This window comes from Streptomyces sp. NPDC004629 (assembly GCF_042873595.1).
GTDB lineage: Bacteria > Actinomycetota > Actinomycetes > Streptomycetales > Streptomycetaceae > Streptomyces.
This window is the reverse complement of sequence record NZ_JBIALO010000008.1, coordinates 313,153-337,592: the sequence shown is the minus strand read 5'-3', so window position 1 is coordinate 337,592 and position 24,440 is coordinate 313,153. Positions and strand designations below refer to the sequence as shown.

General features: G+C 73.5%; 10 protein-coding genes. 9 read left to right on the top strand and 1 reads right to left on the bottom strand.

Annotated features, from left to right (window positions below):
- Nucleotides 1-3: 3 nt before the first annotated feature.
- Genes ACFYTE_RS15210 through ACFYTE_RS15170 form a run of 9 tightly spaced genes read left to right on the top strand, consistent with a single transcriptional unit; the run spans nucleotide 4 to nucleotide 23,274 of the window.
- The gene (locus ACFYTE_RS15210) at nucleotides 4-1,281 is read left to right on the top strand and encodes a salicylate synthase (protein ID WP_388709644.1); all 1,278 of its coding nucleotides are present in this window, start codon (nucleotides 4-6) and stop codon (nucleotides 1,279-1,281) included.
- 8 nt (nucleotides 1,282-1,289) lie between these two features.
- Nucleotides 1,290-2,579 carry an enterobactin transporter EntS gene (gene entS, locus ACFYTE_RS15205; protein WP_388709642.1) on the top strand — a complete coding sequence of 430 codons (1,290 nt, stop codon included), beginning with the start codon at nucleotides 1,290-1,292 and terminating at the stop codon, nucleotides 2,577-2,579.
- Nucleotides 2,580-2,606: 27 nt separating this feature from the next.
- Nucleotides 2,607-3,419: an alpha/beta fold hydrolase gene (locus tag ACFYTE_RS15200; protein WP_388709640.1), complete on the top strand. Its 813-nt coding sequence runs from the start codon at nucleotides 2,607-2,609 to the stop codon at nucleotides 3,417-3,419.
- 41 nt (nucleotides 3,420-3,460) lie between these two features.
- On the top strand, nucleotides 3,461-3,949 hold the full coding sequence (panD, locus tag ACFYTE_RS15195; RefSeq protein WP_388709638.1) for an aspartate 1-decarboxylase: 489 nt from the start codon (nucleotides 3,461-3,463) through the stop codon (nucleotides 3,947-3,949).
- Between the two features lie 3 nt (nucleotides 3,950-3,952).
- Complete coding sequence (locus ACFYTE_RS15190; RefSeq protein ID WP_388709636.1) at nucleotides 3,953-4,171, top strand: MbtH family protein; 219 nt, start codon at nucleotides 3,953-3,955, stop codon at nucleotides 4,169-4,171.
- Nucleotides 4,171-7,341 (top strand): amino acid adenylation domain-containing protein, encoded by a 3,171-nt coding sequence (locus ACFYTE_RS15185; RefSeq protein WP_388709634.1) that lies wholly within the window; start codon nucleotides 4,171-4,173, stop codon nucleotides 7,339-7,341. Before ACFYTE_RS15190 ends, ACFYTE_RS15185 begins: the two co-directional genes overlap by 1 nt.
- Nucleotides 7,338-11,849 carry an amino acid adenylation domain-containing protein gene (locus tag ACFYTE_RS15180; protein WP_388709632.1) on the top strand — a complete coding sequence of 1,504 codons (4,512 nt, stop codon included), beginning with the start codon at nucleotides 7,338-7,340 and terminating at the stop codon, nucleotides 11,847-11,849. The genes ACFYTE_RS15185 and ACFYTE_RS15180 overlap by 4 nt, the downstream gene beginning before the upstream one ends.
- The gene (locus ACFYTE_RS15175) at nucleotides 11,846-19,726 is read left to right on the top strand and encodes an amino acid adenylation domain-containing protein (RefSeq protein ID WP_388709630.1); all 7,881 of its coding nucleotides are present in this window, start codon (nucleotides 11,846-11,848) and stop codon (nucleotides 19,724-19,726) included. The genes ACFYTE_RS15180 and ACFYTE_RS15175 overlap by 4 nt, the downstream gene beginning before the upstream one ends.
- Before the next feature lie 56 nt (nucleotides 19,727-19,782).
- On the top strand, nucleotides 19,783-23,274 hold the full coding sequence (locus tag ACFYTE_RS15170; protein WP_388709628.1) for an amino acid adenylation domain-containing protein: 3,492 nt from the start codon (nucleotides 19,783-19,785) through the stop codon (nucleotides 23,272-23,274).
- Between the two features lie 56 nt (nucleotides 23,275-23,330).
- Here the strand turns inward: ACFYTE_RS15170 and ACFYTE_RS15165 are convergent, their stop codons facing one another.
- Complete coding sequence (locus ACFYTE_RS15165; RefSeq protein WP_388709626.1) at nucleotides 23,331-24,347, bottom strand: iron-siderophore ABC transporter substrate-binding protein; 1,017 nt, start codon at nucleotides 24,345-24,347, stop codon at nucleotides 23,331-23,333.
- Nucleotides 24,348-24,440: the final 93 nt, after the last annotated feature.

Sequence of the window (24,440 nt, the reverse complement as noted above, 5' to 3'; positions counted from 1 at the left end):
CTGTTGGTCGCGAAACTGGCGGAGTCGGGATTATTCGACCAGTACGTCGTCTACGAACGCGAAGGTGACTACTGCTTCGCCGGAGGCGCGCTGGGCGAGATCGTCGTCGGCCGCTCCGGGATCCGGCGCAGATGGCTCTCCGAGGAGATCGTGCACCCCCTCGGCCCGCACCCTCTGCGCCAGGTCGGGGAGGAACTGGCGCAGACGGACGCCGAGGGCTGGACGGCCCACGGCTGGATGGCGTTCGAGTTCTCCCATCTGTACAGCGACCGGCCCGACCGGGCGGGCGACGCCGACCTGCTTCATCTCGCCGTCCCGCACACCGAGGTGCGGTTCCGTCAGGAGCATGCCGAGGTGCGCGGAGCGGACCGGGAGACGCTGGACGCGGTGCTGGCACTGCTCGCCGAACCCGTCAGCCGTACCCCCCTCGCCCCCCGGCCGATCGAGATCGCGGATGTCTCCGGCCGCTACCCGGAGATCGTGGCCCGGGCCATCGAGGAGATCAGGAGCGGCACCGACCTGCAGAAGGTCATCCTCTCCCGGTCCGTCCCGGTGCCGTTCCCCGTCGACTTCGTCGCCACGTACGTCCACGGCCGTACGCACAACACCCCGGCCCGGTCCTTCCTGTTGCACCTCGGCGGGCGGCGGGTCGCCGGGTTCAGCCCGGAGACCGTCGCCGAGGTGAGCGCGGACGGAGAGGTCGTCACCCAGCCGCTCGCCGGAACCCGCGCCCGCGGCTTCGGCGGCGCGGAGGACGAGCGGCTGCGCGCCGAACTCCTCGCCGATCCCAAGGAGATCTCCGAGCACGTGCTGTCCGTGAAACTCGCCGAGGAGGAGATGGGCACCGTGTGCCGGCCGGGCACCGTCTCGGTGCGCGACCTGCTCAGCGTGCGCAGGCGCGGCAGCGTCCAGCACCTGGGCTCCAGCGTGCACGGGCTGCTGGCCGACGGCGCCACCGCCTGGGACGTGCTGCGCGCCGTCTTCCCGGCGGTCACCGCCTCCGGCATCCCCAAACTCCCCGCCTACGAGCGCATCACCCGGCTGGAGGGCGGTCACCGCGGCGTCTACAGCGGCGCGGTCCTCCAGGCGTCCAGTGACGGATCGCTGGACGCGGCTCTGGTGCTGCGCAGTGTCTTCGAGGAGGACGGCCGCACCTGGCTGCGGGCGGGCGCGGGCATCCTCGCCGGCTCCACCCCGGCCCGGGAGCTGGAGGAGACCTGCGAGAAACTGCGCAGCGTCGCCCCGTACGTCGTCCCGGCCCAGCCGGCTGCGCGGGGCTAGGGGGCCGCGTGCGTCTGGGAGAAGTGGTCGTCGATGTCGCGCCGCTGCGGTCGAGCAGGGACTTCCGGCTGGTGTTCGCCACTCAGTCGATCTCCATGCTGGGCACCCATCTCACCTCGGTGGCGGCCAGTCTGCAGATCTACGAGCTGACCGGATCCTCGGTCCAGGTCGGTCTGATGAGCCTGGTCCTCGGCATGTCCCTGCTGGTCGGCCTGGTCACGGGCGGGGTGCTCGCCGACCGGGTGGACCGGCGCCGCATCGTGCTCGTCACCCGGGCCGTGACCGCGGTGGTGGTCACCGGGCTCGCGGTGAACGCGGCCCTGCCGAACCCGCGGGAGTGGTTCGTGTTCGTGGCGGCCGTCCTGGCGGGCGGCACCAGCGGGCTCGGCGGCCCCGCGCTGATGGCCGCCACCCCCGCCCTGGTGGCCCCCGGCCAGCTGGCTGCCGCGGGCGCACTGACCACCCTCACCGCCCAACTGGGCGGCATGGTGGGCCCGTCGCTCGCCGGAGTGATCGCGGCGGGTCCCGGGCTCGCCTGGTGCTTCGCGATCGACGCGGCCATCTACGTCGTCGGCCTCGCGCTGCTCGCGCCGCTGCCGAAGCTGGCGCCGGACGGCTCGGCGGGGGCGCAGCACCCGCTCAAGGCCATGGCGGAGGGGCTGGCGTTCCTGCGCGGGAACCAGGTGGTGGCCGGGCTGCTGCTGATCGATGTGTGTGCGGTGGTCTTCGCGATGCCCTACGCGCTCTTCCCGGAACTGGGCACGGAGCATTTCGGCGGCGGCCCGTCCACCGTCGGCCTGCTCTACACCGCGCCCGCCGTCGGCTCGTTCTGCGGAGCGCTGGCGAGCGGCTGGACCGGCCGGGTGCATCACACCGGGCGGGCGCTGATCGGCGCGGTCGCGGTGTGGGGCGTGGCGATCACCTGCTTCGGGCTGAGTCCCAACCTGTGGACCGCGCTGGTCTTCCTGGGGCTCGCGGGCCTCGGTGACACGGCGTCGGAGATCCTGCGCCGGGCGCTGCTCCAGCACTACACACCGGACCGGCTCCAGGGCCGGGTCGGCAGCCTGTGGCTCGCCCAGGCCACCGCCGGTCCCTCCGTGGGCAATCTGGAGGCCGGTCTGGTCGCCCGCGCGCTCGGCTCCTCGGCCGGTGCCGCGGCCGTCGGCGGTCTGGTCTGCCTGGCCGGGGTCGCCACGGTCGCGCTGGCCGTGCCCGGACTGCGCCGCGCCACCCTGCACGGCCCGCCGGCCGGGCAGGACGCCGAACTGCCCGCCGGGCCCACCCGGGCGGCGGACTGAGCGCACCGACCCGGAAAGGAGACGCCGGTGCCGAGCGCGCTGGTCAACGGAATCCGGCTGCACTACGACGTGGCGGGTCGGGGCGACCCCGTGGTCCTCGTGATGGGCCAGGGCGCCACCGGCCGGGCCTGGCACCTGCATCAGGTACCGGCGCTGGTGGCGGCCGGACACCGGGTGGTCACCTTCGACAACCGGGGCATCCCGCCCACCGACGAGTGCCCCGGCGGGTTCACGATCGACGATCTGGTCGCCGACACCGCCGGGCTCGTCGAGCACCTCGGCATCGCGCCGTGCCGGTTCGTCGGTGTCTCCATGGGCGCGTACGTCGTCCAGGAGTTGATGCTGGCCCGGCCCGAACTGGTCCTCCAGGGCGTCCTGATGGCCACCCGGGGCCGCACCGACCCGCTGCGCGCGGCCGTGTCCGCCGCCGAACGCGCCCTGCTGGACGGCGGGGTCGTGCTGCCGGCCGGCTACGCGGCCTGGGTGCGGGCGCTGGCGAACCTGTCACCGGCCACCCGCAACGACGAAGAGGCCGTCCAGAACTGGCTGGAGCTCTTCGAGTTCGCCCCGCTGCCGGCCGGACCCGGTGTGCGAGCCCAGCTCGAACTGGTGGTGCCGGAGGGGAGACTGGCGGCCTACGCGGGGATCAGGACGCCCTGTCTGGTGATCGGCTTCGCCGACGACGTGACCCTGCCGCCGCATCTGTCCCGTGAGGTGGCCGAGGCGATCCCGGCCGCCGCCTACCGGGAGATCAAGGACTGCGGCCACTACGGCTACCTGGAACGTCCGGATGAAGTGAACCGCGTACTTCTGGAGTTCTTCCACACCCGACCGCGATAAATTAGGTTAGGCTCACCTAAGTATCTACTCAGGGGGTACTGGTGCAGCGCACCCTGCTCAACGGCAAGATCCACCGAGCCACCGTGACCCAGGCCGACTTGCACTACGTGGGATCTCTGACGATCGATCAGGACCTCATGGAGGCCGCCGACATCGTCGAGGGCGAGATGGTCCAGGTCGTCGACATCGACAACGGCACCCGGCTGAGCACCTACGCCATCACCGGCGCACGCGGCAGCGGCGTCATCGGCATCAACGGCGCCGCCGCCCACCTCGTCCACCCCGGACACCTGGTGATCATCATGTCCTTCGCAGCGCTCGACGAGTCCGAACGGGCCGCCCACCGGCCCCGGGTCGTGCACGTCGACAAGACCAACCGGGTCGTCGCCCTCGGCGTGGATCCTGCGGAGCCGGTGCCCGGGGCGCCGGACCAGCTCCCGGGAGCCGTCAGCGAGCCGCACCGGGCCATGGCTCTCACCGAGCCGCGTCATGACGAGACCGCCACCCGGCAGAACCAGGAGAGGAACTGACCCATGGCCAACCCGTTCGACGACGAGAACGGTGTCTTCCGCGTCCTGGTCAACGACGAGGGCCAGTACTCGCTGTGGCCCAACTTCGCGCCCGTCCCGGCCGGCTGGTCGAGCGTCCACGGCCCCGACACCCGGGCCGCCTGCCTGGACCACATCGACCGGCACTGGACGGACATGCGTCCCCGCAGCCTCGCCGAGGCCATGCGCAGGACCGGGGCCTGATGCCGGCCCGCACCGGCGTGGCGGACGTGCTGCCCCTGTCACCGATGCAGGAGGGCATGGTCTTCCACGCGCTCTACGACGATCACGCCCCGGACCTCTACACCGGGCAGCTCACCGCCCGCCTCGACGGCCCCCTCGACCCCGACCGGATGCGGGCCGCCGCCGAGGCGCTGGTGGCCCGGCACGCCAACCTGCGCGCCGCGTTCCGCACCCAGCGCTCCGGCCGCCCGGTCCAGGTCATCCGCACCGAGGTCCGCACACCCTGGCAGACCACCGACCTCACCGGGTTACCGGAACAGCAGCGCGAGGCGGCCTTCGAGCGGCTGCTCGCCGAGGACCGGGAACGGCGGTTCGAGCCGGCCCGCCCGCCCCTGCTGCGGTTCCAGCTGGTGAGGTTCGGTGCCCGCGACCACCGGCTGGTGCTCTCCTCCCACCATCTGCTGTGGGACGGCTGGTCGGCGCCCCTCCTGGTGCGGGAGCTGTTCCAGCTGTACACCGCCGGCGGCGACCCGTCCGTGCTGCCCCGGGTCCGGCCCTACCGCGACTACGTCGCCTGGCTCGCCCGCCAGGACCGCGAGGCAGCCGCCCGCGCATGGTCCGCCGCCTTCAAGGGGCTTGACGAACCGTCATTGATCGCGCCCGGTGCCCCCGAGCACCCGGCGGCCCCACCCGAACGGCTCGTCGTGGAACTCCCCGAGGGCGAGACCGCCGCGCTGACCCGCGCCGCCCGCACCCACCAACTGACCGTGAGCAGCGTGCTCCAGGGCCTGTGGGCGATCCTGCTCGCCCGGCACACCGGCCGCACGGACGTCGTCCTCGGCGCCACCGTCTCCGGCCGCGACGCCGATGTGCCCGGCATCGAGTCGATGATCGGCCTGTTCATCAACACCCTGCCCATCAGGGTGCGGTTGCGGGCCGACGAACCGCTCGCCGACCTGCTCGTCCGGGTCCAGACCGAGCAGTCCGCCCTGCTGGACCACCGGCACCTGGGCCTCGCCGACGTGCAGCGCGCCACCGGACACGGCGTCCTCTTCGACACCCTGCTCGTCTTCGAGAGCTACCCGATCGACGACGACGGCATCGCCCGCGCCCTCGACGGGCTGCGCATGACGGACGTCGCGGTCCGGGACGCCACCCACTACCCGCTGGCCCTCACCGCCCTGCCGGGCCCCCGTCTCACCCTCACCTTCAGCCACCAGCCGGCCGTCCTCGACCAGTCGGCGGTCACCGGCATGGCCGAGCAACTGCGCCTGCTGATCGCGGACTTCGTCCACCGTCCCGAGCGCCCCGTGGCCCAGCTCACCGGTTCCGGGCCCGACCGCCCGCCCGCCGACCCGCCGACCTGCCACCCCGCGGTCCGCGCCCTCATCGAGGCACAGGTCGCCCGCACCCCCGACGCCCCGGCCGTCCGCCACGGCGACGCGACCCTCACCTACGCCGAACTCAACGCCCGTGCCGAGCGGTTGGCCGCGGCCGTCACCGCACGCGGCGCAGCACCCGAGTCCGTCGTGGCCGTCGCGCTGCCGAAGGGCCCGCACCTGGTGATCGCGCTGCTCGCGGTGCTCAAAACGGGCGCCGCATGCATGCCCGTCGACCCCGCCCACCCCGTCGAGCGCATCGCCCTGATGCTCGGCGAAGCGGAGCCCCGCCTGGTCCTCTGCGAGCCCGACACGGCACGGCGGCTGAACATCGACCCGGACTCGGTCTGCCCGCCGGACGCGACCGCCGACCTGCGCGGACCGCGGCCGCCCCTGTCGCCCGACAACCCGGCCTACCTGATCTTCACCTCCGGTTCCACCGGCCGCCCCAAGGGCGTCCTCGGCACGCAGCGCGCCCTCGCCAACCGGCTGCTGTGGGGGCGGGAACTCCAGGGCGGCGACGCGCCCGGCGTCCGCCTTGCCAAGAGCCCGGTCAGTTTCATCGACGGGCTCGTCGAAATCCTCGGCGCCCTGGTCAACGGCGACACCCTGGCCCTCGCCGACGACGCGGCGAACGGCGACCCGGTCGCTCTCGCCGCCGTCGCCGACACACACCGGGCCACCGTCGTCACCGCGGTCCCCAGCCTCTACGCCGCCCTCCTCGAAGCGGCCCCGCCGGACACCTTCGGCACGGTCCGCACCTGGATCTCCAGCGGCGAACCGCTGCCCGCCTCACTCGCCGGGGCGCTCACCCGCCGCTGGCCCGCCGCCCGGCTCGTCAACCTGTACGGCTGCTCCGAGGCCGCCGGCGACAGCCTCGTGCACAGGTACGACGGCGCCGCGGGCGACGTCCCCCTCGGGCGGCCCGTCGCCGGCACCCGCGTCCACGTCCTCGACCCGTTCCTGCGCCCCGCCCCCGTCGGCGCGCGCGGCGAGCTGTATCTCGCCGGGGACGGACTCGCCCGCGGCTACCTCGGCCGGCCCGCCCGCACCGCCGAACGCTTCGTCGCCGACCCGTTCGGCCCGCCCGGCAGCCGGCTGTACCGCACCGGCGACCTGGCCAGGACGCGGGCCGACGGCACCGTGGAGTTCCTTGGCCGGGCCGACGACCAGGTCAAGATCAGGGGCGTCCGGGTGGAACCCGGCGAGATCGAGGCGGCGGCCCGCGCCCTGCCGGGCGTGGCACGGGCGGCGGTCGTGGCCCGCGCGGACGGTCCCGGACCGCGCCGGCTCGTCGCCTACGTCGTACCGGAACCGCCCGCCGCGCCCGACACCCTCGCCCTGCGCCGGGCGCTCGCCGAGCGGCTGCCCGGCCACCTCGTACCCTCCGCCGTCGTCCTCCTGGACGCGCTGCCGCTCACCCCGAGCGGCAAGCTGGACCGAAACGCCCTGCCCGCCCCCGACCTCGCCCGGGAGAGCCGTCACGCACCGCCGCGCACCGCACCGGAGAAGGTGCTGTGCGGGCTCTTCGCCGAAGTGCTGGGCCTGGAACAGGTGGGCGTCGACGACGACTTCTTCGAACTCGGCGGGGACAGCATCGTCTCCGTCCGGCTGGCCGACCGGGCCCGCAGAGCGGGACTCGCCCTCACCCCCCGGGACGTGTTCACCCGGCGCACCCCCGCGGGCCTCGCGGCGGCCGCACCGGACGAACCCGGCCCCGCCGCCGAGGAGCACACCGCGACGGCCGCACCGCTCGTGTCGCTGAGCGCCGCGCAACTCGACAACGTCAAGGCGAGGTGGAGGAGCCGATGAGCGAGGACCCCGCGGACGACGGTTCCCTGGTCGAGGACGTGCTGCCGCTGTCCCCGCTCCAGCAGGGCCTGCTGTTCCACGCCCTGTTCGACGAGGGCGCCCAGGACGTCTACACCATGCAGACCCTGGTGGAGATCGAGGGACGCCTGCGCCCCGAGGAACTGCGCACCGCCGCCGAGGAACTGTTCGCCCGGCACGCCAACCTCCGCGGCGCCTTCCTCCACGAGGACCTCGACGAACCGGTCCAGGCGGTCCTGAAACAGGTCCCCGTCGACTGGAAGGAGACCAAGGCCGGCGATGCCGCCGAGGCGGCCGCCCTGGCCGACGCCGACGCCGCGGCCCGCTTCGACCTCACCGACCCACCGCTGCTCCGCTTCACCCTCGTCGACCGGGGCGGCGACCGGCACCTGCTGATCCTCACCAACCACCACCTTGTGCTCGACGGCTGGTCCGTCCCGCTGCTCGTGCGTGAACTGCTCCAGCTCTACGCGGCCCGACGTGAGCCGGGCGCCGTCGCGCCGCCGCCCGCGGTCCGCCCCTACCGTGACTTCCTCGCCTGGCTCGCCTCCCGGGACCGGGACAGCTCGGCGCGGGCCTGGCGCGAGGCGCTGGCCGGGGCCGCACCGACCCTGCTCGCGCCCGTGGCCGCGGGAGTCGTACCGGTGCCGCCCGAACTGCACACACTGCGCCTGTCCGAGGACCTCACGGACGCCGTGCGCGAGATGAGCCGGCACAGGGGTGTCACCACCAACACCGTGGTGCAGGGCCTGTGGGCGCTGCTGCTGGCCCGGCTCACCGGCCGGGACGACGTGGTCTTCGGCGCCACCGTCGCCGGACGGCCCGCCGAACTCGCCGGGGCCGAGGCCATGATCGGCCTCTTCATCAACACCGTACCGGTGCGGGTCTTTGTGCCGCCCGGCGAACCGGTCGGCACCTATCTGCGCCGGCTTCAGGACGAGCAGGCCCGGCTGATGGACCATCAGCATCTCGGCCTCACCGAGATCCAGCGGCTGGCCGGTGCGGGCGACCTCTTCGACACCCTGCTCGTCTTCGAGAACTACCCGATCGACGAGGCGTCCCTCGCGGCGGCCGAACGGCGGGCCGGGCTGCGGATCGCCGGCGTCAGCGGATCCGGGGCCACCCACTACCCGCTGACCCTGGCCGTGCTCGCCGAGCGGCGGCTCGGCGTGGTCTTCGAGTACCGGCCCGACTGCTACGACCGCACCCGGGTGGAGGAGATCGCCGAGCGCTTCGAGCGGCTGCTGCGGGCCGTCGTCGCGGACCCCGGGCTGCCGCTGGCCGCCCTCGACGTCCTCGCGCCCGGAGAGCGGGCAGGACTGCTGGAGCTGGGCACCGGCGAGCGGCTGCCGGTCGCCCACCGCACGCTGCCCGAGGTGCTTCAGACGCAGACCGAAGCCACCCCGGAGGCGGTCGCCGTCGTCGGTGCCGGGCAGCGGCTCACCTTCGCCGAGCTGAACTCCCGGGCCAACCGGCTCGCCCGGCTGCTCGTCGGCCTCGGGGCCGGTCCCGAACGGATCGTCGCCCTCTGCCTGCCGCCGACCCCGGACACCGTCACCGCCCTGATCGCCGTACAGAAGGCGGGCGCGGCCTATCTGCCGCTCGACCCCGCCTGGCCCGGCGAGCGGATCGCCGGGATGCTCGCGGACGCCGGCCCGGTCGCCCTGCTCGCCGTCGCGGACACCGCCCCGGACGAGGACACCCTGGCCGGTGTCCCGCTGCTGCGCCTCGACGACCCCGCGGTCCGGCAGCGCCTCGCCGCCGCCGACACCACCGACCTCACCGACGCCGACCGGCTCGCCCCCGTCCACCCCGAACACCCGGCCTACGTCATCTACACCTCCGGCTCCACCGGACGCCCCAAGGCCGTCCTCGTCCCGCAGCGGGCCATCGTCAACCTCTACGCAGCCCACCACGCGGCCCTGCACACCCCCGCCACCTGCGCCGTCGGCGGACGGCCGCTGCGCATCGGGCACGCCTGGCCGACCGCCTTCGACGCCTCCTGGCAGCCGATGCTGTGGATGTTCGCCGGGCACGAACTGCACCTGGTGCCCGAGGAGGCGCGCCGCGACCCCGACGCCCTGCGCGCCTTCCTCGCCGAGCACGGCATCGAGTTCATCGAGCTGTCACCCTCCCTGCTCGCCGAACTCGTCGCCCAAGGAGGCGACTGGCGCGCCGAGTTGAAGGTGCTGGGCGTCGGCGGCGAGGCCGTACCGCCCGATCTGTGGCGCATCCTGCGCGCCACCGACGGACTCGCCGCGCACAACCTGTACGGGCCCACCGAGTGCACCGTCGACTCGGCCGACTGCGACCTCGCGCTCAGCGAGCGCCCCACGATCGGCCGCCCGGTCGCCGGCGGCACCCTCTACATCCTCGACGGCCACCTCAACCCCGTACCGATCGGCGTCGACGGCGAGCTGTACATCGCGGGCGCGGGCCTGGCCCGCGGCTACCTCGGCCGGCCCGGCACCACCGCCGGCCGGTTCGTCGCCGACCCGTTCGCCGAACACCCCGGCGCCCGCATGTACCGCACCGGCGACATCGCCCGGTGGACCGAGGACGGGCTCGTGGAGTGCCTGGGCCGGACCGACGATCAGGTGAAGATCCGCGGCTACCGCATCGAACCGGGCGAGATCGAGGCGGCCCTGCTGGACCACGCCCTGGTCGAACGGGCCGCCGTCGTCGTCCGTGAGGACACGCCCGGAGTACGGCGGCTGGTCGCCTACGTGGTGACGGCACCCTCGGCGCCGGACGAGGCGGAGACGGCCCGCATGCTGCGCAGCGACATGGCCGCCGTACTGCCCGACTACATGGTGCCCTCCGCGTTCGTCACGGTCGACGGCTTCCCGCTCACCCTCAACGGCAAGCTGGACACCGGCGCGCTCCCGGCCCCCTCCCGCACCGCCGGATCCGCCGCACAGCCCCCGCGCAACCCCGAAGAGGAACGGCTCGCCACCCTTTTCGCACAGGTGCTCGGAGTGGACTCCATCGGCGTGCACGACAGCTTCTTCGCCCTCGGCGGCGACAGCATCGTCTCCATGCGGCTGGTCAGCCAGGCCCGCGCGGCCGGAGTGGTGATCTTTCCGAGGGACGTCTTCGAGTACCCGACGGTCGCCGGACTCGCCGCGCGCGCCCGCACCGTCGCGGCACCGCGGAGCGCCGATCCCGACGCCGGGACCGGCGTGATCCCGCTGACCCCGATGCTCGCCTGGCTCACCGAGCGGGGCGGGCCCTTCCGGGGGCTCAGCCAGGCGCGGTTCCTCAGGACGCCCGCGGGTCTCGACCTCGACGGGCTGCACCGCACCGTGCAGGCCGTCCTGGACCGGCACGACCTGCTGCGGTCCGCGTTCGCGCAGGACGGCGACGGCACCTGGCGCCTTCGGGTCGCGCCCGTCGGCACGGCACGCGCCGCGGACTGCGTACGGCGGATCGACACCGAACGGCTCGACCACACGTCCGTCGGCGCGCTGGTGCCGGAGGCCTTCGACGAGCTGGTGACCGAACTGGACCCGGAGACCGGGGCCATGGCGCGATTCCTGTGGTACGACGCCGGACCCGGGAGCGAGGGGCGGCTGCTGGTGGTGCTGCACCATCTCGTCACCGACGCCGCTTCCTGGGGCGTGCTGGTGGCCGACCTCGCGGCGGCCTGGGCGGCAACGCCCCTGTCACCGGCCGGCACCTCCTTCAAGGAGTGGGCCGAGGGGCTGCGGGACGAGGCCCGCTCGGCGCGCCGCGCTGCCGAACTGCCCTTCTGGCAGGGTGTACTGGACCGCCCCGAGCCGACGCTGGGCGCCGACCGCCTCGACCCCGCCGTCGACACCCGCGCCACCGTCCGCCGGCACTACACGACCCTCGACACCCAGCTCACCGGCCCGGTGCAGGAGACTTTGCTGACCGCGCTGGCGCTCGCCGTTGCTGAATGGCGCCGCGCCCTCGGCCGGCCCGGACCCGACGGCGACACATCCGTGCTGATCGCCCTCGAAGGACACGGCCGCGAGGAACACCTGCTGCCCGGCGCCGACCTGTCCGCCACCCTCGGCTGGTTCACCAGCCTCTTCCCGGTCCGCCTCGACCCCGGCAGCGGACCCGGTGACGACCGGGTGCGCCGGATCGGCGACCAGCTGGCCGCGCTGCCCGACAAGGGGATCGGCCACGGACTGCTCCGGTACCTCAACCCGGACACGGCGGCCGTACTCGCCGAACTGCCCGAACCTCAGATCGAGTTCAACTACCTCGGCCGCATGACCCTGGGCGAGCGCGGCGACAGCGCGGTGTTCACCAGTGCTCCCGAGACCGGGGCGATGGGCAGCGGGGCCGACCCGGGGACGCCGGCACCGTACCCCCTGGTCGTCGACGCGGTGATCACCGGTCGGGAGCTGAGCGTCTGCTGGCAGTGGCCGCAGCGGCTCTTCACCGAGGCGGAGATCCGGCACCTGGCCGCCCTCTGGTCGCACGCCCTCGAACTGCTGCTGAAAGGCGGAGCACTGTGACGGAGACCCATGCCGCCCCGGGCGACCTCGCGTCCCGCAGGCGTGAGCTGCTGCGCCGCAGGCTGGCGAGCGCCGGACTGGCCGACGCGCCGGACCGCTCCGAGCGGATCCCGCCCCGGCCCGCCGGCGCCGGACGGCTGCCGCTGTCCTACGCCCAGGCACGGATGTGGCTGCTCCAGCGACTCGACCCGGACAGCCCCGCCTACAACGTCTGCCTGGCCATCCGGCTGCGCGGACCGCTGGACCCGACCGGCCTGCGCACCGCCCTGCAAGGGCTGCTCGACCGGCACGAGGCGCTGCGCACCCGCTTCCCCGTCGCGCCCGACGGCACCCCCGAGCAGGTCGTCGACGCCGCCGCCGACCTGGAGTTCGCCGCGGCCGACCTGGGCGCACTGCCCGAGGCCGAACAGGACCGCAGGGCCGACGCGCTCGCCCGGACAGCGTCCGCGACGCCGTTCGACCTCGCGGGCGACCACCCGCTGCGCGCCCTGCTGATCCGCAGGACGGACCAGGACCACACTTTCGTCCTCACGGTCCATCACATCGCCTGGGACGGCGGCACGTTCAACGCCCTCTCGCACGACCTGAGCGCCCTCTACCGCGCCGCGACGCCGGGCGAGAGCCCCGTGCTCGAACCATTGCCCCTCCAGTACGCCGACTTCGCCCACTGGCAGCGCACCACCTGGACCGAGGAACGGCTCGCCGACCACCTCGACCACTGGCGCGCGGCGCTCGTCCCGCCGCCCCGGCCGCCGGCCCTGCCCACCGACGCGCCGCGCAGCGCGATGCCCACCGCGCGCGGCGACCGGCGCTTTTTCACCTTCGCGCCCGAGGTCACCGAGCGGTTCACCGCCTTCGCCCGTGCCACCGGCGCGACCCCTTTCATGGTGCTCCTCGCCGGCCTCACCGCCCTGCTCCACCGCACCACCGGCGCCACCGACATCCCGGTCGGCTCGGCCGTCATGAGCCGCGACCTGCCCGGCCTGGACCGACTGATCGGCAACTTCGGCAACACGCTCGTCCTGCGCACCGACCTCGACGGCGACCCCGGATTCGGTGAACTCGTCGAGCGGGTACGCCAGGTGTGCACCGACGGCTACGCCCACCAGGACATGCCGTTCGACCTGCTGGTGGAGCGGCTGAGGCCGGACCGGCACCCCGGCCGCTCCGTCTACTTCGACGTCATGCTGCTCTTCCTCACCCACGGGCTCGAAGGGCCGCGGCTGCCCGGGGTGACGGCGCGGTGGGAGACCGTCCACAACGACACCACCCAGTTCGATCTCTCCCTGGAGGCCTTCCTCACCGACGGGCGGCTGCGCATCGAGGCCACCTACCGCAGCGAGCTGTTCGTCCCGGACACCGTCGACGGCCTGCTCCAGCGACTGGAGACACTGCTCGCCACCGCCCTCGCCGACCCGGAACTCGCCATCTCCCGGCTGCCGTTGGCGGCCGAAACCGAGGAGCGGCGGGTCCTTGAGGACTGGAACGACACCGCGTACCCCGTCCCGCGCACCACCCTCACCGGGCTCCTCGACCGCCAGGCGCGCCGCACCCCCGACGCCCCGGCCCTGGTCTTCGGGACCGTCCGACTCGACCACGGCGAACTCCACGCCCGCGCCAACCGGCTCGCCCGCCATCTGATCGCCCACGGGGCCGGGCCCGAACGCCTGGTGGGCGTCGCCCTGGACCGCGGCCCCGACCTGGTGGTGGCGCTCCTCGCGGTGCTCAAGACGGGCGCCGCCTATCTGCCGCTGGACACCGGATATCCCGCCGAGCGGCTGGCGTTCATGATCGAGGACGCCGCCCCCGCGCTCGTCGTCACGGCCTCCGGCGCCCTGCCCGCCCATGACGCGTCGACGCTCCTGCTCGACGATCCGCGGGTACACGACCGGATCGCCGCCTTGGAGACGGCCGAACTCACCGACGGGGAACGGCTCCACCCCCTGCTCCCGGAGCATCCCGCGTACGTCATCTACACCTCGGGCTCCACCGGCCGCCCCAAGGGCACCGTCGTCGCGCACCAGGCGATCGTCAACCGCCTGCTGTGGATGCAGGACGCCTACGGACTCGGCCCGGACGACCGGGTGCTGCAAAAGACACCGGCCGGTTTCGACGTCTCCGTCTGGGAGTTCTTCTGGCCGCTGATCACCGGTGCCGCCCTGGTGCTCGCCCGCCCCGGCGGACACCGCGACCCCGGCTACCTCGCCGGACTGATCCGCGAACAGCGTGTCACCACCGCGCACTTCGTGCCCTCCATGCTGCGCGTCTTCCTCGACGAGCCGGCCGCCGGGACGGCCCGGGGCGTGCTGCGCCGGGTGGTGTGCAGCGGCGAGGCCCTGCCCACCGACCTCGCCGACCGCTGCCTCGCCCTGCTGCCGGGCACCGCCCTGCACAACCTGTACGGGCCGACCGAGGCCGCGGTGGACGTCACCGCCTGGCCCTGCGGCGAGGGCACCAGGTCGGCGGGCGGCTCCGTCCCCATCGGACGCCCGGTGTGGAACACCCGCACCCTGGTCCTCGACGCGTGGTTGCGCCCCGTCCCACCGGGCGTACCCGGCGAGCTGCACCTGGCCGGCAGCCAACTGGCCCGCGGCTACCTGGCCCGCCCCGCCCTGACCGCCGCCCGCTTCGTCGCCGACCCCTACGGCCCGCCCGGCAGCCGCCTCTACCGCACCGGTGACCTCGTCCGCTGGACCCCGCACGGCATCCTGGAGTTCCTGGGCCGCACCGACGACCAGGTCAAGATCCGCGGCTTCCGCGTCGAGCCCGCCGAGGCCGAGGCCGCCGCGGCGGCCCTGCCCGACGTCTCCCAGGCGGCGGTGACGGTACGTCAAGAGGAGTCCGGCGAGCCCGGGTTGGTGGCGTACGTCGTCCCCATGCCGGGCGCCGCCCTCGACCCCCTCCAGGTGCGCCAGGACCTCCGGGCCACGCTGCCCGACCAGCTCCTACCGGCCGCCGTGGTCGTCCTGGACGCCCTGCCGCTCACCCCGAACGGCAAGCTCGACCGCGCCGCCCTGCCCGCCCCCGACCTCTCCTGCCTCACCACCGCGACCGCGCCTCGCACCGATGCCGAGGCACGCCTGTGCGCGCTCATCGCCGACCTGCTCGGCCTGCCGTCCGTCGGCATCCACGACGATTTCTTCGCGCTCGGCGGCCACTCCGTCCTGGCCACCCGGCTCGTCGGCCGCGTCCGCGCCGAACTCGGGGCGGAGATCCCGCTGCGGGCCGTGTTCGACACCCCGACCGCGGCGGCGCTCGCCCCGCTCCTGAACACCCCGGGCGACCATCGGCCCGCCCTCACCCGGGCCGACCGCCCCGATCCGCTGCCCCTGTCGTCCGCGCAGGCCAGGCTCTGGTTCCTGTACCGGCTTGAGGGCCCGACACCGACGTACAACATTCCCACCGCCGTCCGGCTCACCGGCCCGCTCGACCACGCGGCGCTGCGCGCGGCCCTCGACGACGTGGTGGGCCGGCACGAGGCGCTGCGCACCGTCTTCCCGGACGACGACGGCACCCCGCGGCAGCACGTCCTGCCCGCGCGGGAGGCGGCCGTGCCCTTCACGGTGCAGGCCGCCCGACCGGAGGACATCGACGGCCTGCTCGCCGAGGCCGCCGCCCGCCCCTTCGCGCTGGACGCCGAGATCCCCGTCCGCGCCACCCTGATCGCCCTCGCGCCGCAGGAGCACGTCCTGCTGCTCCTCGTTCACCACATCGCCACCGACGGCTGGTCCGCCGAACCCCTGCTGGCCGACCTGGAGACGGCCTACTCGGCCCGGCTGAACCACGGCGCGCCCGACTGGCCGCCGCTCCCGGTGCAGTACGCCGACTACACGGTCTGGCAGCAGCGGGCGCTGGTCGACCGTGACGATCAACTGGCGTACTGGACACGTGTGCTGGACGGGCTGCCGGAAGAGCTTCAGCTGCCCGCCGACCGGCCCCGACCGGCCGTTGCCGGCTACCGGGCCGACGCGGTCGACTTCACGCTCGACGCGGACGTCCACGCGGCGCTCGCGGGCTTGGCAACGGAGGCCGGCGGGACCGTTTTCATGGCGCTCCAGTCCGCGCTCGCCGTGCTGCTCGGGCGGCTCGGCGCCGGGGACGACATTCCCCTCGGGACGCCCGTCGCCGGTCGCGGGGACCGCCGACTCGACGACCTGGTGGGCCTGTTCGTCAACACGCTGGTGCTGCGCACCGACGTCTTGGGCGCCCCCACCTTCCGTGAGCTGCTCGCCCGGGTGCGCGAGGCCGACCTGGGCGCCTATGCCCACCAGGATCTGCCCTTCGAGGAGTTGGTGGACGCGCTCGCCCCGACCCGCTCGATGGGCCGCCACCCGCTGTTCCAGGTGATGATCGCCCACCAGCAGGCCCCGCCCGGGACACGGGAGTTCGCCGGTCTCGGCCTGCGCGAGACACGCGTCGACTTCTACACCGCCAAGACCGACCTCGCCTTCCACCTCTTCGAACGGGCAAAGGCCGGCGGGATCAGCGGCGCGCTGGTCTACAGCTGCGACCTCTACGACCCGGACACCGCACGCGACCTGGCCGATCGGTATGTCCGGGTGGTCACCGGCCTGGCCCGGCACCCCGACCGCCCGGTGACCGAGGCCGACGTCCTCACCCCGGGTGAACGGTCGCTGCTGTTGGGGGAGTGGAACGACACGGCGCACCCCATGCCGGTCACCACCCTCACCGCGCTGTTCGAGGAACAGGCCGCGATGACACCCAGGCTCACCGCCGTCGAGTACGGCGCCGCGGACGGCCGCTCGCTGACCTACGCCGAACTGAACGCCCGCGCCAACGCCCTGGCCCGCACCCTGACATCACTCGGCGTGGGCCCCGAGCGGTGCGTCGGCATCCACCTCGAACGGTCCGTGGAGATGGTCGTCGCCCTGCTCGCCGTCCTCAAGGCGGGCGGCGCCTTCGTCCCGCTGGAGCCGTCCTGGCCCGCCCGCCGGATCGCCGAGGTGTGCCGCAGCGCCGCCCTCACCGCCGTACTCGGCCGATCCGGCGACGAGCACCCGCTGGGCGCAGACGCCCCGCCGGTCGTCGCCGTGGACCTCGCAGGCCCGGTGCCGCATGCCGGGAACCTGGACGTGCCCGTGGACCCCGAAGGCCTCGCCTACGTCATCTACACCTCCGGTTCCACCGGTGTGCCCAAGGGTGCCATGATCCGGCACCGGGCCATCGCGCACCGGCTGCTGTGGCAACGGAGCCTGCTCGGCTTCGGCACGGACGACGCCGCCCTGTTCAAGGCGCCGCTCGGCTTCGACATCTCCATCAACGAGATCTTCCTGCCGCTCGTGCACGGCGGCCGGCTGGTGATCGCCGAGCCCGGCGGCGAACGCGACGTGGACGACCTCCTCGACACCGTCGAACGCCACCGGGTGACCTTCGCCTATCTGGTCTCCTCCATGCTCGACCTGCTCCTCGAACAGGACGGGTTCGCCCACCGGGCCGCCTCCCTGCGGCATGTGTGGTGCGGCGGCGAGGTCCTGACACCCGAGCTGTTCGCCCGCTTCCGCGCCGCGAGCCCGGCGGTGATGTACCACGGCTACGGCCCCGCCGAGGCCACCATCGGCGTCAGTCACGTCGTCTACCGCACGGGCGCCATCCGCAGCGCGGTGTCCATCGGCGGCCCCAACTCCAACACCCGCCTCCACGTCCTCGACGAACGCCTCAGGCCGACCCCCGTCGGGGTCCCCGGCGAGCTGTACGCGGGCGGCGTCTACCTCGGCCGCGGCTATGTGAACGACCCCCGCCGCACCGCCGACCACTGGATAGCCGACCCCTTCGGCCCGCCCGGCGAGCGTCTCTACCGCACCGGCGACCTGGTCCGCCGACAGCGCGACGGCACCCTGGAATTCCTCGGCCGCGCCGACCACCAGGTCAAGATCCGCGGTATGCGGGTCGAGCTGGAGGAGATCGAGGCCGTCCTCGAACAGCACCCGGGCGTGCGCCGTGGCGTGGTGGTGATCCGGGAGGACGCGCCGGGCGTCAAGCAGCTCGCCGGGTATCTCCTGGCCGCCGGCGACCCCGTGCCCCCGGCCGAGATCCGCGGCTGGCTCCAGGAACGGCTGCCCGAACACATGGTCCCGCGCACGCTGACCCCGCTCGACGCGTTCCCGCTGCTGCCGTCAGGCAAGGTCGACCGCGCGAGCCTGCCCGCCCCCGAGACCACGGCCGCCGGCCCGTCCCGGGCGCCCGCGAACGACCGCGAACGGCTGCTGACCGACCTGTTCGCGACCGTCCTCGGCCTGAGCGCCGTCCACGTCGACGACAACTTCTTCGCACTCGGCGGCGACAGCATCGTCTCCATCCGGCTGGTCACGCTGGCGCGCAAGGCGGGCCTAGCGGTCAGCCCCCGCCAGGTCTTCCAGACGCCGACCCCGGCGGGACTCGCCGCCGCGGCCGTCCCGGCCCGCCCCGCGCCCGGACGCGCCGACGCGCCGACCGGCGAGCTGGACCTCACCCCCGTCATGCGCTGGATGGCGGACCCCGACGGCTCCTACGGCGCTCTCGCCCAGGCGGTCCTGCTGGTCACCCCGCCCGGTCTCACCCAGAGGCAGCTGGCCGCCGTACTCCAGGCCGTCGTCGACCGCCACGACATGCTGCGCGCCCGGCTCACCGACGGGGGACGCCTGGAGGTGCCCGCCGAGGGCAGCGTGCCGGCCGAAGGGCTGCTCACCCGCGTGAGCGAAGGTGACCTGGACGAACGGCTCGGTGCGGCCGTCGCCCGGCTCGACCCGCGAGCCGGACGCATGCTCCAGGCCGTCTGGTCCGAGCCTCCCGACGGCCGCCCCGGGCGGCTGCTGCTCGTCGCCCACCACCTCGTCGTCGACGGTGTGTCGTGGCGGATCATCGGCGCCGAACTGGCCGAGGCATGGCAAGCGGTACGGGACGGACGGACCCCCCGGCCGCAGCGCTCCGGCACCTCCTTCCGCACCTGGAGCGGGCTGCTCGCCGAGGCGGCCGTCCAGCCCGGCCGCGTGCGCGAACTGCCCTGGTGGACCCAGGTGTTGGAGCGGGCGCGACCGCTCCTGGAACGCCCGCTCGGCACCGCGCGGGCGATACGCGAACACACCCTGGTCCTGCCCGAGGACATCACCGCCGCCCTGCTCACCACCGTGCCCGCCGCCTACCGGGCCGCCGCGCCCGAGGTGCTGCTCACCGCGCTCGCGTTCGCGACCGCCGCCTGGCGAGAGCAGCGGGGCGGGTCCGGCCGGTCGCTGCTCGTGGGCGTCGAGGGACACGGGCGCGTGGAGGAGATCGCCGACGGGGTGGACCTGTCCGCCACGGTCGGCTGGTTCACGACGTTCCACCCGGTCGGCATCGACCCCGGCCCGCTCGACCTGGACGAGGCGCTGTCCGGCGGGCCCGCCGCCGGGCTGGGCCTCAAGCGGGTCAAGGAGCAACTGCGCGCCGTACCGGACCACGGCCTCGGCTACGGTCTGCTGCGCCACCTCAACCCCGACACCGCGCCCGCCCTGGCGAAACTGCCCCAACCCCAGATCGCCTTCAACTACCTGGGCCGGTTCGCCGCGTCCGCCTTTACCGACGAGCCGTGGGCACTGGCCCCCGAGGCCCCGGTGCTGCGCGTCCCGCGGGACCGCGACCGGCCCGCCCGCTTCGGCCTGGAGATCAACGCGGTCGCCGTCGAGGAGGCCGGCGCCGTCCGGCTGCACATCGGCGCCGCCTGGCCCGAGGCATTCCTTGCGCCTGCCGAGGCCGGCGCACTGCTCGCCCTGTGGGAACGCGCCCTGCACGGACTCGCCCGGCACGCCGAGAGCGCGCCGTCCGGCGGGCTCACCCCCTCCGACCTCCCCCTGGTCGAACTGACCCAGGAGGACATCGACGACTTCGAGAACGACGACCTGTGAGGGACACCCGAGATGACACCCGTGACGGCCCCCCACCCCTGGCAGCGGAGGAACCGGTGACGCACCACCCCTCGACGCAGCACCCCCCGGCCCCGGACAAGCTCCTGCGAGCGGTCACCGACGCCCTGCGCCCGGACGAGACCCAGCCGGGCGAGGACGACAGCCTCATCGCCTGGGGACTCGACTCGATCACCCTGATGAGGATTGCGGGAGGCTGGCGCAAGCAGGGCGTCCGCGTCAGCTTCGCCGAACTCGCCAAGGAGCCCACCCTGCGCGCCTGGCGGTCACTCCTGGCGGACGCCCGGCCCGCGCCCCCGGCACCCCCCGCGCCGCCGCAACCCGTCGCCGACCCGGACGAACCGTTCCCGCTCGCGGTGATGCAGCACGCGTACTGGATCGGCCGCGGCGACGACACCACGCTCGGCTCCGTGGCCGCACACCTCTACGTCGAGTTCGACGGCGAGGACGTCGACGCCGGCCGCCTCGACCGGGCCGTCCGCGCCGTCGTCGCCCGGCACGGCATGCTCCGCGCCCGTTTCACCGACGACGGACGGCAGCAGATCCTGCCCGAACCGGTCCGCCCCGCCATGGTCGTCCACGATCTGCGGGACCTGGACGAGGAGAGCGCCGCGGCCCGTCTTGAGGACATCCGGCACCGCTCCTCGCACGCCCGGCTCGACGTCGCCGCCGGCGAGGTGTACTCCGTACAGCTGTCCTTGCTGCCGCAGGGACGCACCCGGCTGCACGTCGACGTCGACATGCTCGCCGCCGACGCGCTCAGCTACCGGGTGCTGCTCTGCGATCTCGCCGCGCTCTACCAGCACCCCGACACGCCCCTGCCGCCGATCGGCACCAGCTATCCGGAGTACCTGGCCGAGCGGCGCGAGATGCGCCGGCTGAGCCGGGAGCAGTCCCGCGCGTGGTGGGGCAGCCGGGTGCCCGAACTGCCCAGCGCCCCCGAACTCCCGCTGGTCCCCGAGGCCGAGCGCACCGACCCCAGCCGGGTCACCCGGCGCCATCACTGGCTGCCGCCGGAGGACAGACGGCGCCTGGCGACCCGCGCCCACCAGCACGGGCTCACCCCCGCCATGGCCGTGGCCACCGCCTTCAGCGAGGTGCTGGCCGCATGGAGCGGACAGCCCCGGTTCCTGCTGAACGTCCCGATGTTCGACCGCAGAGGCTCCCACCCCGATGTCGACCTGCTGGTCGGCGACTTCACCAGCTCCGTACTGCTCGACGTCGACCTGACCGAGCCGGCGACGTTCACCGAGCACGCCCTGCGCCTGCAGGACCGGATGCACACCGACGCCGCCCACGCCGACTACTCGGGCGTGGAGGTGCTGCGGGACCTGACCCGGCACAACGGCGAACAGGTCCTCGCACCCGTGGTGTTCACCAGCGCCCTCAACCTCGGGGAGCTGTTCGACGCGGGCGTCACCCGGTCCTTCGGCAAGCCGGCCTGGATCATCTCGCAGGGCCCGCAGGTGCTCCTCGACGCCCAGGTGACCGAGGTGGACGGCGGGCTGCTCGTCAACTGGGACGTTCGCGAGGACGCGTTCCCCGACGGGCTGATCGACGCGATGTTCGCCGCCTTCCACGCACTGGTCACCCGGCTCGGCACCGACGACACGGTGTGGGAACGCCCCGTGCCCGCCCTGCTGCCCGGGACGCAGACGGCCGTGCGGGCGAACGCCAACGCGACCGACGCGCCGCGCAGCCACCGTCTTGTGCACGAGGGTTTCTTCGCCCGCGCGGCCGAACGGCCGGACGCCCCCGCCCTCCTGTGGGGTGGCGAAGGCTCCCTGTCCTACGCGGAGTTGGCGGACCGGGTGCTGCGGACGGCCGGGGCGCTCGCCGCCCGCGGTGTCCGGCCGGGTGACACGGTGGCGGTCAGCCTGCCCAAGGGCCCCGACCAGATCGTGGCCGTGCTGGGTGTGCTGGCGGCAGGCGCCGCCTATGTTCCTGTCGGTGTCGAGCAGCCGGCCGCCCGCCGCGAACGCATCCGTGCCACCGCCGGTTTCCGCCTGGCGCTGACCGACGGGCGGCGGCTCGACGGGATCGAGACGCTTCCGGTCGCCGACGCCGTCCTCGCCAAGCCGCTGCCCGAGCCGGTGGCGGTGGACGAGGAGCAGCCCGCCTATGTGCTGTTCACCTCCGGCTCCACCGGTGAGCCCAAGGGCGTCGAGGTGCCCCACCGGGCCGCCATGAACACCGTCGACGACCTCAACGAGCGTTTCGGCGTGGGCGCGGACGACCGCTGCCTCGCGGTGTCCGCCCTCGACTTCGACCTGTCCGTGTACGACGTGTTCGGGCTGCTGAGTGCGGGCGGCGCGGTGGTACTGGTCGACGAGGCGGACCGGCGCGAGGCCCGCCGCTGGGCCGACCTGGTCCGCACCCACCGCGTCACCCTCCTCAACTGCGCGCCGCCGCTGTTCGACATTCTGCTGCTGGCCACCGGTCCGGGTGAACTCACCGGTCTGCGCGTGGTGTTGCTCGGCGGCGACTGGGTGGGCACCGATCTGCCGGGGCGGCTCGCCGAGCGGGCTCCCGGCTGCCGGTTCATCGGTCTGGGCGGCACCACGGAGACCGCGATCCACTCCACGGTGTGCGAGGTGACGGACGCTCAGGTCCCCGCCCACTGGCGGGCGGTGCCCTATGGAACCCCGTTGCGCAACGTCCGCTGCCGGGTCGTGGACAGCCACGGCCGGGACTGCCCCGACTGGGTGCCGGGCGAGCTGTGGATCGGCGGGGACGGGGTGGCGCTCGGCTACCGGGGCGATCCGGCGCGCACGGCCGAGAAGTTCACCGAGGCGGACGGTGTGCGCTGGTACCGCACCGGCGACCTGGCCCGGTACTGGTCCGACGGCACCCTGGAGTTCCTGGGCCGCCGCGACCACCAGGTCAAACTGCGCGGATTCCGGATCGAGCTGGGGGAGGTGGAGGCGGCGCTCGCCGGGCATCCGGCGGTACGGCGTGCCGTGGCCGGACTCGCCCGGGCGCAGGGCGTCCAGCTCGTGGTCACGGTGGCCGCCGAGGGGGTCGGCGAGGACGAGCTGCGGGAGTGGTCACGGTCCGTGCTGCCGCCGCACATGGTGCCGTACCGGGTCGCCGTCGTGCGCGAGCTGCCGCTCACCTCCAACGGCAAGCTGGACCGGCGGGCGGTCGGGAGACTGTGGCAGGCTCAGGCTCAGGCTCAGGCACCGGCGCACAGCGAACAGCGGGCCGCGGGCGGCGCGTTGGAGACGGTCGTGGCCCGGATCTGGGCTCAGGTGCTCGGCGTCGACCGCGTCGGACCCGACGACGGGTTCTTCGCCCTGGGCGGTGACTCCGTGCTCGCCACGGTGATCGTCAGCCGGCTGCGCGAGGCACTGGACAGCTCCGAGGTGTCGGTGCGCGCCCTGTTCGCCACCCTGACGGCCGGCGGCATGGCCAAGCGGCTGTCCGCGGACGAGGAGACGCCCGGCCGGCTCGAACAGGTCGCGGCGATCCAGCTGGAGATCGAGGGAATGTCGGCCCAGGAGGTGGATGCGGCGCTGCGCGAGGGGTGACGCGGACACGGAAGCGGCGGGGCGCCTGGCACGCCCCGCCGCTTTGTGCTGTCCGGTTACTTGCCGAGTTTGGCGAACCCGGGCTCCAGGTTGTCCAGCGCCCAGGGGATGCCCAGCACGGACGGGCTTCTGAGCTGGCTGATGGTCTGGGCGTCGGTGACGAAGTAGTGGTCGTCCTTCACCGCGGACATGTTCTTCACCAGCGCACTGGACTCGAAGGCCTTCTGGAGGTCCTTGGTGGTGAACGCGATGATCGCGAGGTCGGCGTCCAGCTTGTCCAGCTGCTCGAAGGACAGCTCGCCGGTGGGGCTGCCGTTGACCGTCTTGATGTTCTTGACGGACGGGGTCAGGCCGAGGCCGAGTTCGCTCATCAGCTTGGCGGCGAAGTCTGTCTCGGACGCGATGGTGTAGATCTTCGCCGGCGTGTTGCCGATGGACAGACTGTAGGTCCTGCCGTCCAGGGCGGGGTGCTTCGCCTTGACCGCGGCAATGCCGTCCTCGGTCTCCTCGATGACCTTCTCGGCCTGCTCCTCCTTGCCGACGGCTTTGCCGACCACCTGGACGTGCTCCTGCCAGGACTGCTGCCCCCAGGCGGTGGCGTAGCCGATCGTCGGGGCCACCGCGGACAGTTTCTCGTAGTCCTTGTCCAGGGTGAAGTCCGAGGTGGCGAGGATCAGATCGGGCTGCAGGGAGGCGATCTCCTCGTAGTCGACGCCGTTGAGCGTGTCGAGGAGCTTCGTCTTCTCGGTGTCGATCTCGTCCTTCAGCCACGGGTAGACCCCGTCGGAGCTGAGGGAGTCCTTGGACACGGCGAGCGGGGTGACGCCGAGGGCGTAGAGCGCATCGATGTCGTCGGTGCCGCCGTTGCCGATCACCACGATCCGCTTCGGGGCCGAAGCGATCTTCGTGTCACCGAACTTGTGCGTGACGGTGACGGGGAAGGCGGAGGACTTCCCGGCCTCGGCGGCGTCCGCCGGCGCATCGTTGTTCGAGTCGTCCTTGACGGAGCCGCAGGCGGCCAGCCCGGCGACCAGGGTCGCGGTGAGAAGGGTCGTACGGAGGGGTCTCGGCATGACAGTGCATCCCATTTCGCCAGGGGTGGGCAGGAGTCGCCTCGGCGACAGTAAAGCAAGGTTAGGCTTACCTTAGCAATGTGTTCCGGTGGT